General features: G+C 68.7%; 1 protein-coding gene and 1 pseudogene. Both read right to left on the reverse strand.

From position 1 onward, the window contains the following. Nucleotides 1–1,379: pseudogene (locus tag JZ791_RS40320) on the reverse strand (hypothetical protein); the annotation flags it as partial. An 11-nt stretch (nucleotides 1,380–1,390) separates the two neighbouring features. Then, a complete protein-coding gene (locus JZ791_RS40325) occupies nucleotides 1,391–14,434 on the reverse strand; it encodes an alpha/beta hydrolase (RefSeq protein ID WP_216902619.1) in 13,044 nt (4,347 codons plus the stop codon). Nucleotides 14,435–14,510 lie beyond the last annotated feature (76 nt).

A 14,510-nucleotide genomic window follows, 5' to 3' on the forward strand; every position in this document is an offset into this window, starting at 1 on the left:
GATGTATCGGCCCCGGTACCCGTGGACGTCCCGGTCCCCGACGTATCGGTTCCGGACCCGGAGCCGGAAGAAGTCGCAGTACCCGTGCCGGTCGACACACCGTTCCCGGTGGTCGTACTGCCAGGGGTGAGTCCGGCCGTCGACACGACTGGCGTGATGGTTCCGTTGGTGGACACGCCGCCGGAACCACCGCCCACCGAAGGTGTCCCGGTGGATCCGCTGGTGGGGGAACTCTTCTTCGCGGTGGTACCCGGCGACGTGGTCGCCGGCATCGGGTTGACCAAAGTCGGTATCGCCGGAATGTCCGAGGACGCGGTCTTCACCCCTGGCACATAGATATTCGCCATCGCTTCCTGGGCGGTCCGCAGTTCGAGCTCGGCCGTCTGCGCCGCGGCCATACTGGTGGCGCTCGAACTACCGGTGGCCTGCGGCGGATTCGGTGTCGCGGGCATATAACCCAGCACCTCGTTCAGGAATCCGGCCGTGTAATTCTGGTTGTCCCCGATCGTTCGCATGGCCGAGCTCAGCTGGCTCACCTCGTTGCCGTATTTCCCGGTGGCGGTGAGCGCCGCCGTCGCACCGGAGGCCACCCATCGCCCCGAGCTGCCCAATGCCTTCACCTGACTGGTCAGCCGACTCCCCGCATTCTCCAATTCCCCGGCCAGGTACCGCCACATCGCCGATTGATTTCGAAGCGGTTCCACGATCCTCTCGATGGATTGCCCGACCTCGTACAAAGTGTTCCAGCTCAGGCTGTAGGGATTCTCCGCCTGTACTTCGGCCAGGCCCATCTGCAGAGGTTCTTGGCGCGCGCCCTGATAGTGCGAGACGTCGCTGGGTACCGAAGACTGCTTCAGCGTCGGCTCATATGCCGGCGGGGGAAGTACAAGGGAATCGAACCCATTGAACCCGTCGTAATCTCCGACGTTCACGATCGTAGGGCTGTTCCATGCCTGCCATGACGAGTTCACCGCCTCCACACCCGACGCCCCCTGTGCCTTCGGCGCCGCACCGGTGAGCGACCCTGCCGAGCTCGTCACCGCGAGTTTGTCGAACAGCTCCCGGGACGCCTGATCGGCGTGGTCGTACGCCTTACCCGCGGCGATGAATTTCTGCACCATCTCGGCCAGCATCGAATGATGCTTGCCGAGCTGCTGGTCCAGTTGCGGCAGCGGCTTGTTCAGCTGGGCGATGAGCTGCGAGCCCGATTGCAGAGCCGTGAACGCGGGCAGCGACTTCATACCTCCCGCGGATTTCCGGACCGCGAGCACCTGGCCGATCATCTCGTTGCCGTACCCGGCGGCGTCGTACAGGGCACCGTCCGCCTTCTGCAGACCGTCCCACGACCCGGGGCCTTGGGAATTCACCAAATCTGCCACCCGCCTTTCCTTTACGAGCTGGGCCACATCGGCGTGAAACCGAACGACACCGGTTCCTCCCGTTCCGGGTCGAACGAATGCCGCGCAGCGCCCTCGGCGTCCACGACATACGCCCAGACCCCACTCACCACGAACCACCCGGGACCGGCGAACAATGGATCATCGGGGTAGCTCTCCCGCAGGCGCCACATCGCCGCCGCCCGCGCGGCGGCGAAATCGCCGTCCTGTTCACGGATCTCGACCTCGATCATGTTCGCCAGCCCCAGCGACTCGAACTCCATGTGCACCATCGCCGCCCCACCTCGGCGCCCCGAGGCGCTGCGCTGCTCCCACAGCGATGCCAGCACCTGCTCGAACGTCGCGAAGTCCTCCGGACTCATCCGGTTCGCCCGGGCGACCACCGTCCAGTCGTATCCGGCCGGACCGGGCGGCGGCAGCACATCGATCCGGCTGCCGTCGGCGCCTACCGAATCCAGATACCGCGCCAGCCGTTCCTGCGCCGCGCCCGTGTAATTGCCTCCCACCGCCGAGCCGAGCGCGGAATCACCAGCGGTGCTGCCACTTTCGACGCGAACACCCAGCCGCATCGAGCCCGTACCGTTCGCAGTCGCGGGCAATGCCTGTGCGTCGAGTACGACGGCTCCGGGGAAGCGGCGCGACACCGACCCGACCAATTCGGTTGCGACGGTGCACAGCCGGACGATCTCGCCCTCGTCACGCCGACCCGATGCGTGCAGCAGATCATCCATCGCCTGCCCGACGGCGGGCACCATGGGGTGCGGCTCATTCGTGCCCACCTCGCCCGGGGCGGCCTCGACCGGCAGCAGGATCCGCGCAGCCTCCGGCGAGTCCGCGACGACCACATACAGCGTCCCGTTGTGCAGCCGTACCTCGGCCTGTGAGATGAGGATGATCTCGCGTGCACGCGTCATGTCGCCGCCGAAATCGCTCAGCCGCAAGGCGAATGCCCGCTGCGGCCCGGATCGGGGATGGTCGAGTCTCAGGGCGGTGTGCACCAGGGGCCCGGCCCCGTAGAGGTGTGCGTATTCGACCAGCTCCCAGACGCAGTACAGGATCGCGGAGCGCAGTTCGGACTCGATCGGTATCAGGACCGTCCGGGTGAAGTTCGTGGAATCGGCCGCCGCCGCGCCCTGGCCGAGCCCTCGATCGATCGGTATCTCGGCCGATTCGACCCATGCGACCGAGTCCGGGGAACCGCCCCCGATCGTGCCCGAGCTACCCGTCACGGTCACCGCACCCGTATCCGGGTCCCAGCGCACCGACCGTCCGAGGTGGTCACTCGCAGGATGCCCCCCGGCCCAGGAATCTCCTTCGATGAGGTAGTCGCGCACACGCTCGAGCAGTTCGGGATCGACCTGCGCCCGGCTCTGCTCGGGGACCTCGACAGGTCGTCCGTCGAGGTAGTAGCGGGCGAGCACGAGAATGACGGGCGGTTCGGTCAACTCACTCGGGGACGTGGCCTCCCAGTACTGCGCATACGTGAACATGCCGCCGCGCCGGCCACCATCGGCGATGAACAGGTGATCGTCGACAACGGTGAGGGCCGTGATGTGATTTCGCGTGTCGCCCGCGCGATGGGTGACGAGTACGACCGTGTCGGCGGCGGTCCCGTCCGGCACCATATCGTCGAAGACGGTGCCGAGCACGTTGAGAAACCCCTCCGATTCGGCGCCGGTGGGCAGCGCGACCGGAACGAACGGATAGGCCCTCGGGACTTCCGCGGTCGGCAGTGCGGCATCGAGCTCACGAACGGTCGCGCCGCCGTCGAGGTGCCCGGGGGGAATATCCAGATCTTCGGCCACGCGCCGGATGAATTCCAGGCATCTGCGGCGTAATTCGCCGTCCGGCGGTTCCCGGTAACCGGCGATCGTGGCATGGTCGGACAACCACGTGTCCGCGCGAATTTCCGATGCGATGGGCGCCGCACTGCCGTCGACGACGAGCCGTATTTCCGGCATCGCGCCTTCGGCGAACGGGTCGTCCTCGGTGGCTCGCGCCATCGCCAGACCGGCCAGATCGCCGACCAGGCACCGCATCGCCTCGGAAGCGACCATCCCGTCCGGTATGGACCAGGCAATCGTCGCCAGATGGGATTCCCCGTCGCCGGCCGGTTCGGCTTCGTCGTCCGGTTCGGCGCTGTACCGTTCCGCCGCCATCGCTATCCCGTCGCGCACCGAGGCCGAGCTACCGACGAAGACCACCCAGCTATCCACGAAGTCGACGTCGCCGAACATAACCATGGGCAGCCCACGTTCCGGGTGCGCGACCGGATCCCGCGACGCCACCAACGCCTTCGGATGCCCCGGCAGCCCGGCGGCCACCCCTTCGACGACCTCGACCAGCGCGGTACGCAACTCCAGCAGGACGAGCGTCCCCTGCTGCTCGCCCGACAGGCCAATTGTCGCCTGTACCACCCGCAGCCGGTCCCTTTCATACTCCAGCGATACGCGATAGGCCACATCGCGTGCCTGCGCATCGACGCCCGCGGAGGCGACCACCGATGCGGGGGCGCCCCACGTGATCTCCTCCCGATCCGCCGGATCCAGGGCTCCCCACCGGCGAGCCGTGTGCGCCGCGCGGAACCCGACGAAGTCCGTACCGCCGAGTTGGTCGGCGCGCATACCGCCCGTGACCTCCCGCAGGAGACGCAACCACGTTCGCGTGGCCGCAGCCGGATTCCGGGTCGGCTGGGACAGCAGCGCCGGCAGCGGTTGCGGACCGGCCGGCGCTATTCGCACCGTGATGCCCGCCCGCTGTGCCCGCGCGCCGGCACGCATGGCAGTGGGGACGGCCGGTCCGTGCACGAGGAGTATCACCTCCGGGATTTCCCCCTCGGACACCGCGGAGGAGCCGGACAACGCCCCGACCATCGACACCAGATCCGATGCCAACGACCTGTGCGCCTGGTCCGGCGCAATGCCCGGCGCGTGCCACAGCACCGATATGACCTGGTGATCCGGTTCCGGCCGCCGCGTCGGGCCCGAACGCGCCGAGAGTCCGAGGTTCCACGACTCCGCGGCCGCCGTCCGGTGATAGTCGGCGATACGCGCCACGGCGTCCATCGGATCGACTCCCGAGATGCCCACGCCCATGCGCGCCGCATGTGTCTGCTGAGCCGCGTTGCGCCTGCCTGGTTCTTTCCCGAACACGTGAACGATCAGCTGATCTCCGGGACGCATGGGACGCGCGGATACCGCACCGAATCCGATGATCGACGCGCGACGCGAGGGCCCGTCCACCGGGACATCCAGCGACAGCACCACCACCTCCGGATAGAACGACATGGTCCCCGCGAAGCCGTCGGCGATCTCCAGAGCCCCGGCCAGCGTCGGCAGGCCGCGGGTCCCGAGATCCTCCAGGCGATCCTCCTGCTCGAACGTGTCGAGGTCGGCCTCACCGAGCCGCTCGAGGTCCTCCAGCGCACGCGCCAGCATCAGCAGATATGCCATCCGGCGCATGTCAGGCGGAACGTGGACGTTGCCGCAGATCCGTTCGGGGACAGCGTGAACGAGCAGATCGACGTCGGCGGCGCTGAGTGTCGGCCATCGGCCGGGGGTGTCGATGTACACCCACGTCCACAACCGCACCGCACGCCCCCGATCGATATCATTCACGTGCCGATTCGCCGGGAGGATCGTCCGGTGCCAGGATGGGTCGGCGGAGGGATGCTCACCCGAATGGTCGTCCGTCGTATCGCCGCCGCTGAATGCGTCGGCGTCCTCGGACGACTCGAGACCGGTCTGCCCCGACGGCTCGCCGTCGGACTGCTCCGGATCGAGCTCTTCGGACTCCACGACATCCGCATCACCCGACAGCTCCCCGTCCGCCTCCCCTGACTCGACCTCTTTCGCCGCAACGACATCCGCATCACCCGAAAGCCCGCCGTCCGTATGCTCCGACCGACCGGGCTCGACCTGCTGGGACGCAACGACATCCGCATCATCCGGCAGTTCGCCGTCCGCCTCGCCCGACCGACCGGGCTCGACCTGCTGCGCCGAATCGGCATCGGGCCCGCCCGGATCGGTGCCCGTATCCCCTCCGGACGAACCGTCATCCCCTGCCGATCCGGGCCCGCCGGATCCATGCGCGGGTCCGATGCCGACCCCCAGCTCCAGCCGCCGCCCGCCGATGATTCCGGACGGCTTGGCCTGTGCGAAGAACACCACATCACCATCGGAGAAGTCGGCCGAACCGTCGACGAGGTCGCCCGCGAGCGCTCGAATGTCCTCGAGCCCAGCGTCGGTCGAGCCCAGCGCCGAGAGAAGCTCGCCGACCGCCCCGACCGCCGCGGCGCGCAACGCGGATCCCGGCGCGGCGACGGTGTCGCCCGGACCGAGCGCACCCGAGGGCACGACCGTATGGCCGCGCTGGGGATCGTCCGGCCACCGCTCGGACCGGCGGAACCCGTGGCGCGCCTGTCTGGAAAGATCCAGCAGCACATGGGCGCCATGGTCGTCGACGCCGGTACGGTGCGGGGCCTCCGAGATGTCGTCCGGGCGCCCGGCGAACAGCAGCGCGATGTTCCACAGCGACAGCGTCGGCTCCCTGCTGTCGACGCCGTACCAGCCGTCGAATGCGAGATACTCTCTGTGCGAGGGGAATTCAACACCCGGGGCGCGCGGGGTATCCGTGGCGAACAGGCGGGCGCCCCATGATTCGTGCGTCGGGTCCATACCGAGTCCCCAGGGCCCCTCCTGGGGATATTGGGCCCGAGGCCGGCGTGCCACCCTCCCCACCCGCGAATGCGGCCATCGGGTCTGTTTACCCGGCTCGTCGGCGCCCGCGATCGTCACCGGGTCGTTCGGGAACGCGCCGACCAGAACATGATCGGCGGGTATGCCGAATGCGGCGGCATTGGCGGCCGGGATGCCCGGTGACCCGATCAGAACGAGATAATCGAATTCACGGGCCAGCGCCCCGCCGGCGGCCGCGTGGCCGTGCGTGGTCGATCCGTAGCTGTGCGCGACGTTCACCCGCGTGACCGCCGCGTCCGCGCCCTCGGGATCGAGTAACCAGGCAGCGTTGTCCGCCAGTACATCCCGGCTCAGCAGCCTCGCGCCGGCGAGCGCGAACCCGGGTGTGAGAGTGGTCGCGGCGAACTCCCGGAGCGACCTGCCCGGGGCGCCCGGCGTTTCGTAGCCGTACCATGCCACGCACAAGAATTCCTCCGGTCGGCGGCCGGCTTTCACCGCCATCTCGTAGAGATTGCGCATCCCGATCCAGACGAACGACACCCGCTGCACATCCGATTTGACCCCCGGCACGAACCGGCCGCGCACCTTCGCCTTGCGGGGGTCGCCGAGGGCCATCACCAGGCGGCCGTGGCCGCCGAACGCCCGTGGGTCGTAGGCCAGGATGAAGACCGCGGGCGTGGGCACACTCGGATGCACCGCGGCGGCTCGCCGCAGATCACCGCGTGTGCGCAGCAGCGACCGCAACAGGATGCGCTCGTCGGGGGCCAGGCCGCGAATCTCCTGCGGGCCCGGCGCAATTCGCGCTTGCAGCTGCGCGAGAGTCTCCTGCAGATGCCATCGGGCGGCGAAATCCGTCCACTGGGGAGCGGTGATGGCGATGCCCGGCCCATTGGCGATGTAGTACGCACCCGCCTTGACCAGAACGAGCATCTCGCGCGGTGTGAGGGCCGCCCACCACAGCGCATTTCCGATCGCCTTCGCCCGAATATCCGCCCGCGTGCCGGAATCGGTGTGCAGGATGTCCTCGAACGTGGCACGCAAGCCGAAGCGGACGCGTTTGGCCAAGGCCGCCTGGGCCGTTCGGCGATCCGCATCCGTCGCGGGGGCCGGGTTCGGCAGCCACGGGAACCGCGGGTCGTGGGCCAGGTCGCCGGCGACCTCGGGCGGGTCGTAACCGCTGGTGTCGTCATCGATCAGCACCTCGCGCCGCTGGGCCGGATCCCCGGCGCGCCAGGCATCGATACGCTGCGACCACCGAGCCGACGACGGACGATGCTCCTCGATGGTCACCGCGTCGTATTCCTCGCGGGCGATGCGACCGGTATTGGCCAGCGATTCGGTCGGAGTGCGGGTATTCGAATCGGCGAATCGCAGATAACCTCGGTGGATCTCCGCGGGCGTGCCGTAATCGGCGGAGAATCCCGCACGAATGCGGATGGCGCCGAAATCCGCGCCGAGCGGATCGCGGCCGAGACTTCCTCGGGCAACACCCGCCAACAGAAGCGCTCCGACACCGACCGCGGCCGAATGCATCGTGTGCCCCGGTTGCCCGGGCAGCTTCGCACTCCACCAGGTGACCTTGTCCCGCCAATCCCCGCCCGCGAAAACACGTCCCGGCGGAAGGCGATAGTCGCCGGCATGGCGAGCCGCCGCGGCCCCCGGACTGCCGAGGATCGTGAAGGTCGTGACCGCGCCCTCCCAGGCTCCCCCGAGGCCGCTGAAACTCGCGGTGGTCGACCCGTAACTGTGGCCGATCAGGTGGATGTGCGCTGCGGCGGCCTGTGCGCGAGAGGCCTGGAACTCCTGCGCCGCTTGATATTCGAACAGGAAGGTCCGCAGCCGGTCCGCGCCCGCTCTCGCCCGCCGCCAGTCGGTTCCCTCCTTCATGGTGCCCGGCGCGTCATAGCCCAGCCAGGCGATCGACGCCGTCGCGAAGTCGTCGTCGGCGCCGACCATGGTCGATTCGTATTGATTTCTGGCGAATTCGGCCTTCTCCATGAGCTTTTCCAGGTTTGTCCCCACCCCCGGCACATAGACGGACACCGATTCGGGTCGTCGGCTCGGCCTAGCCTGTCCCGGCGTCCGGAACACGATGACGGCTTTCCCCTTGCCGCCGTACGCGTTCGGGTCGTAGTCGATCAGATACCTCGTCGGAACGGGCACGGCCGGATGGACCGCGATGGCCATCTCGTCGATCTGGGCCAGTGCCTGCTGTGTGGTCTCGTGATTGCGCAGCTCGGTCAGCTCGTCGGCGTCCAGCGTCCGCCGTTCGCGCAATATCCGCATACGCTCCACGATGATCAGCCTCCAGGCGTCGTCGACCACCGCGGGCGCGGCAGCCCCGAGGAGAACGACCAGGTCCGGAACGACCCACAGCGCGGCGGTCCGATGAGCCTTGTCCAGGGAATGCCAGTATTCGGCGGCGGCGAACACCCGAACCCGGACCTGCGCACGGGTTTCGACCGTTCCGGTCGGCCGGGCCGCGGTCGGCGGCCAGCCGGCGGCCACCTCCCGCGCGAGTGCGCGGTTCCGATCGTCGACCGGTGCGGGGATAGGCATCCCGGTCCGCGGATCACGCGGCAACGGATCCGGATCCTCGGGCTCGCGGTCCGCGAGTCCGGAGGTATCGCTCCCGGGCGCACGAATCGCGGAGCCGACGGATGGGGCCGCACTGCCGATCGCCGTCTGCGGCGGGACGACGAGGCCCGGACCGCGCGACACTCGCGCCGCCACACCGGCGCCGAGCGCGGCGGCCCGCTCACGGACGCGACGACGCGAGCCGCCGTAGGGGACGATCGCGCCGAATTCCGCAGCGACCGGCCCGCTCTCTTCGACCTCCGCGGCGGTCAGCGGGCTGATGCGATGCAGCACAAGATTATTCCGCGACACCGCACCGGCCGGTCCGCGAATCGCGGCCTCGGTCGCGGCGAATCGTTCCACGTCCCGCACCAGCATCCGCAACGCCTGCCGCGCGTTGCCCGGACCGACGGAACGTGTCTGGTACACCCAGGCGACGGAGATCGCCCGCCGATCCGGATCCCTGCGCTGCATGGCCACATGCCGATTGCGCGTGCGGCTCAGATATGTGTCGAGCGACCCCCAGCCACCTCTGCCGCCGAAGAAGTGCCAGTCCACCTCGGTCGCGGTGGCCGGATCACCGAAAATGTAGGCGACCCTTCGGATTCCGCTCACCGACTCGAGATCGGCCGCCCAGACGACGACCTGAACCTCCGGCGCCCGCGGATGCCCGATCCGGGCCAGCTGCCGCGCCCGCAGCGCACCGTTGCGCAGATAGATCAACTCGACCAGCTGCCGTCCGCGCAGCGGGCCGAACCGCGCACCGGGACGGGTGAGCTGTTCGGCGAGGCCGCGTTCGATCCGCAGCTCGATCGCCTCGGACCGCACGACGAGGTCGGGGATATCGGAGTCCGCCAGATGCTGTGGAAACAGCAACAGCAGGGATCGGATCAGCGCGCGGTCCAGCTGTTCCTGCTCGCGCAGCACCATATTCCAGCGTCGATATACCTCGAGCGCCTCGGTACGAGGGCTATCCGGTTGCGCGGCATCGGATTCCGGATCGCCCTGCAGGATGTCCAGAGCCCGCTGGGCCGACTCCTGGTCGGCGGAGGCGGATCCGGGATCCAGGATCCGATCGGTCTGGGGATCGCGCTCGAGCAGGGTCGCCGACGCTGTGGCAGGCGCATCACTCGGCTCACCCCGGGTGGCGGACGGCGCGGGGACCTCCGGCGCCACCGGCTGCCCGCTCAATGCCGTCGCGAGCATCCCCGGCGTGATTCGGCCGGTGGCCCGTACCTCGCTCAGCCGCCGGATCAGGTGGCTCAGCGCCTCCGGTTCCACGCCGAGCCGCGCGCCGGTCGCCAGGATGAACTCCGGCGTGAGCGCGTCGAACAGACGCAGCACCGAGCGCGGGATACGAACGCCGACAATCGAATCGACGAACGGCGACCGAATATCGGAGGTGAACCCTTCGGGCGCGAACGATTCCGGCCCCAGAGGCAGAGTGTTCTTGTTGTCGACCAGCAGTGGCCGTCGACGCCGAGTCAGTACATCCTCGGGGTGGCCGTCGGTCTCGCCGATGACGAACTGGAATACGCCCGCGGTGAACCTGTCGGCTCCGCGGTAGTCACGGGCCGCCCGACCCTGCTCGGCATCGGGATGGACCAGGGACAGCACCCCCGGCCCGCGTGATCCGGTCCACAGCGCGGTCGGTGGAATCAACCCGACGCCCAGCCGCGTGGCCAGCCGGTAGACGAAGACCGCCCGGGCCGCGCTGCCCGAGGGCGGCTCACGAAGCTGTGCGCCGGCCGCGGACGACGTGGCTCCGGACGGCGTGTACGCCCCGATCGTCCCGTCCTCGAACGTGATTCGATAGGTGTGGTGCAGGCCGAAGCGCTGCTCACCGGTTACCGCACCGTGGGACAGCAGCTCCTGCTCGGCCTCCGCCCAGGGGGTATCCGGTGTGCGGTCGCGGTATTCGGTGAGCAACGCCTGCAGCCGGTCCGGATAGTCGGTGCAGATCGCCGCCACCCCGAGGTCGATCATTCGCCGCATGTCCGCGTCGTCGTTGACCGTCCACGGCATGACCGGCAGCCCGGCGGCCGCGGCCTGGCGCATGAGCTCCGCCGTCACCATCGTGTGGTGGGGCGCGATAGCCGTCGCACCGGCCTGTCTCGCCCGAGCCGGGAGATCGGCCCCGGGAGTGCGCGGCCTGCCACCGGCCTGCGCGGCCATCGCCCGCGCCCGGGCCAGCCGGGACAATCCCCGGCCGCGCCCCATCCAGTCGTCGGTCGTGTGCGCCGCGCTGGTCAGCGCGATACGGTCCACGTCCGGTACGAGCTCCCGAGCATACCGCAGCACCCGCCAGTCGAAGCTGCGCAGCGAGTACGAGATCCCGTGCCGCGTCATGATTTCGATGACCGCGACGACGTGAGCGCGTACCTGCTCCTCGCTGAACGACGGATCGACCTTCGCCTCGTAGGCCACCGTCATCGGGCGACCGGAACCCGCGACCAGAATGCACGCCTGCTCGAGCGACGGCATCGTAGTTCCGGGGATGGCCTGCTGCCCGGGAAATTTCGGGTTTCCCACGCCGATGTCGATCGTCTGGATCTGTGCCCACGTCAGATCCGAGACCTTCTTGCCGACGTACGGGAACATCGGGTCGCCGGGGACGACGGGCCGGGTGTCACGAGTCCAGCCAGGATCGAGTCCGTGCGTCACCACGATCACGTTGTCGGCAGTGGTCTGGCCGTCCAGTTCGATCGCGTCCACACCGGTCTCGATCGAGTAGGCGAACGCGGGTATCGAGTTCTCCGGCAACAATCCCCGGCCACCGCGATGTGCCTCCGTGGCAGGCAGCGCCGCCTGGTCCTGCGGTGCGGCGGGAGCATGTCCCGACAGCATGCGAGCCAACTGCGCGGAACCGCTCGCCAGCACCACGGTGACCGAGCCGTCACGCAGATGCCAGGACGTGGGATACGCGTAGGTGGTGGGCAAGATCGGCACGCTGGCATCGCGCACATCCATCTGCATCCGGACCGCCCAGTGACCGCCCAGACCGACCGTGGTGATCACCAGCGGTCCGGTGCCGTGGTCGAACGCATACCGGGACAGCTCCCGCGCGACAGCCTCGGCGTTCGCGCGCTCCTGCGCATCCGGCCAGTACCGCATCATGTCCGCGAGCGCCCGCTGCACGGTCTCCCAATTCGCGTCCGGTGGGATGACTCCGAAGATCGGAATCTCTCGCCGGTCCATGTACGCGACCGGCTGCCCGGCGGCGTCGAGCACATCGTCGCTCGTTCCGGTCGTGGCAATCGTGCCGTCCCGATGATTCCAGCGCACGACCACGCCGGAGCCGGCACCGATCGGCGCGGTGCGCACATCGATGTCATGCTGCGCCAGAAGGGATTCCGGGTGCGTAGAGCCGCTGTCCGGCACGGGGACCACGACCTGCGATCGGAATCGACCGCTGGAGCCGGTGACGGTCATCCGGGCAGCGACTCGCCGGTCACCACCGGGTGCCTGCGCGACCATGCCGGGTGCCGCGATCATCGCGGAGGCGAATTCGCGGCCGTGCCACAGTGTTCGGAACGTCGTCGTCAGTTCTCGCAACAGGGCCGCCGCATCCGCGTCGGTGGCGTCCGGCCCGACGGGCGTTTCGATCTCCAGGGACAACTGCGGCTGGGGACCTTCCGGAGCGAGCAGGTCGTACCGTCGGCGCAGTTGGAAGACGAAGGGCGTCTCGCCCGCGATGCCCTGGGTCTCGATCCGGCACAGACCGATTCCGGAGTCGTCCGTGCCCAGCGCGACCCGCACGACACCGAGCGCGGATGCGGACTCGACGAGTCGGCGCACCGACAGTGCGACCGCTGCCCCGGCGACGTCGGCGGGATCGATGTCGCCCCAGATCCTGACGAGTAGGCCGAACATCCGTTCCCGCACGATTCGAGGGGAGGTGTTCGGGCCGATGGGAAGGTGCAGGACCAGGTCACCATCGAATCCGGCCGGGGCATCGGCCCGGCCGCGCAGTTCGAACCACGCGCCGCCGCCGGGAGCGACCACCCTGGTCACCGGGCGGCCCGCAGTGTCTCGCGAGCGCGTAATGGTCAGGGCGCCGTCGGTACGGAAGTCGTCCAGCAGTGTGTCGACCAGCGGGCCGCCGATCCAGCCGACGTGTAGCCGATCCTCGACTATCTGTGCGGCCGAACGCGTCTCGGCGAACACCTGCCCGGATTCGTCCGCCTGCTCCTCGGACGTCACCGCGGTATCGACCGGGTCGATCAGCACTACTCCGGTACCGTCCGGCCGTGCCCAGAACCGCAACTGATCAGCGGGGGAACCCGCTGCACCGCCGGAATCGTCGGGCATTCCCGCTGAGGGCCGCAGTGGTACACGCTGACCGAAGACCTGCGGCGCCCGCTCCGGATCGAACGAATGCCGCGCCGCACCCTCGGCATCCCACATATATCCCCACAGCCCACTGATCTCGAGCTCCGAGCCCCCTGGAGTGCGCAGGCCCACCGAGGTGCCCGCATTCATGCTGTCCAGCCAGGCCAGTACGAACAGGTCGCCGGGATATCGTTCCCGCAGACGCCGCATCGCGGAGGCCCGCGCCGAATCGAAATCCGCCGCATCCCCGTCGATTTCGATCTCCACCAGATGCGCGTACGGCCGTGAATCGAATTCGATGTGCACGATGGCAGCCCCGCCCCGGCGCCCTGACGCACTCCGCTGCTCCCACAGCGATTCCAGCACCGCGTTCAACGACGGGAACCCCTCCGGATTGTTCCGATTGGCCCGAGCCGCGGTCTCCCAGTCGTAGCCCGCCAACCCTGGCGGCGCCAGCACCTCGATCAACCTCCCCTCGGCGCCAACCGAATACAGGTATTCCACCAGCCATCGCTGTGCGGTCCCCGTGCAATCCGACTCCGCCCCGCCCGGCAATTGTTCGGAGTCGTCCGAGAGCCAACTTACCTCGGGCCCAGCGCTTTCCGCTCCGGTCGAGTCGCCGCGAACACTCGTCGACGGGCCGGGCCGGGTGTACGCGGCCAGACCTTCGGACTCGAGACCGCTCCCCGCCCCCACAGTGCCGGTCCACGCGGCCGCCGCCCCCTCGGCATCAACCTTGGTCGAGGTAGCGCCGATATGCACCGCCTCGGCGGTGGCGGCGGGCGCTGTCGCGTCGGCACGACCGACCCGTGCGGCGGCCCGCAGCGCGAACTCGCCGCCTCCGTCTGCCACCCTCAGATCGTGTTCACGCGCCAGGCGGCGTAGTTGCTCGATCACCGCTTCGTTGGTTCTGTAGTCCAGCCGCAGCTCCGTGAGTCGGTCGGTCGCTTCGATATCGTGATCCGGGCCGGGGACCAGATCCAGTGAGTCGAGGGTCGCCGCGATGGTTGCCGACCGAATTTGTTGCGGCGCAATGGTGATCGACCGCCTTCTGGCCACATCGACGATCTGCGCCGCCAACTGCCCGCGCGCCGCGACCGATGCTTCCCGTGCCCCCCACTTCCCGATCCCGGCACAATCCGCCGCCACACCGTCGGCCAAAGGCCCGAGCGCGTCGCGAGCGGCCTGTCTGTCCTCCTTGGCGCGGGCCCGCTGCGCGATCGCGTCGTGATACCGCGCCAGCGCGATGATCAGATCCCGCCGAATCCTTTCGTCGATGTGCATCCCGTTCACCAAGCGGTCCAGGTCCCGGCGGTTCCAGAGCCGCAGGTCCGTGGACGCCAGCCGCAGCCATTCGAGCAGCTCTATTCGGTCGTCCGGCCGCTCCAATCCTTCGATGTACTGCGCGACTACATTTGCCCGCTCCCACATCCACCTGTCCGCCAGCGCGAACGCCTGCTCGGCCGCGATGAGCCGCGCAACCGGATCGTCGGACTCGGACGTACCC

The organism is Nocardia alni, assembly GCF_019038435.1.
GTDB classification, from domain to species: domain Bacteria; phylum Actinomycetota; class Actinomycetes; order Mycobacteriales; family Mycobacteriaceae; genus Nocardia; species Nocardia alni.

Coding starts and splice junctions, on each gene's coding strand:
- JZ791_RS40325 (WP_216902619.1), bottom strand. CDS start 14,434: ATGTGGGAGCGGGCAAATGTAGTCGCGCAGTACATCGAAGGATTGGAG.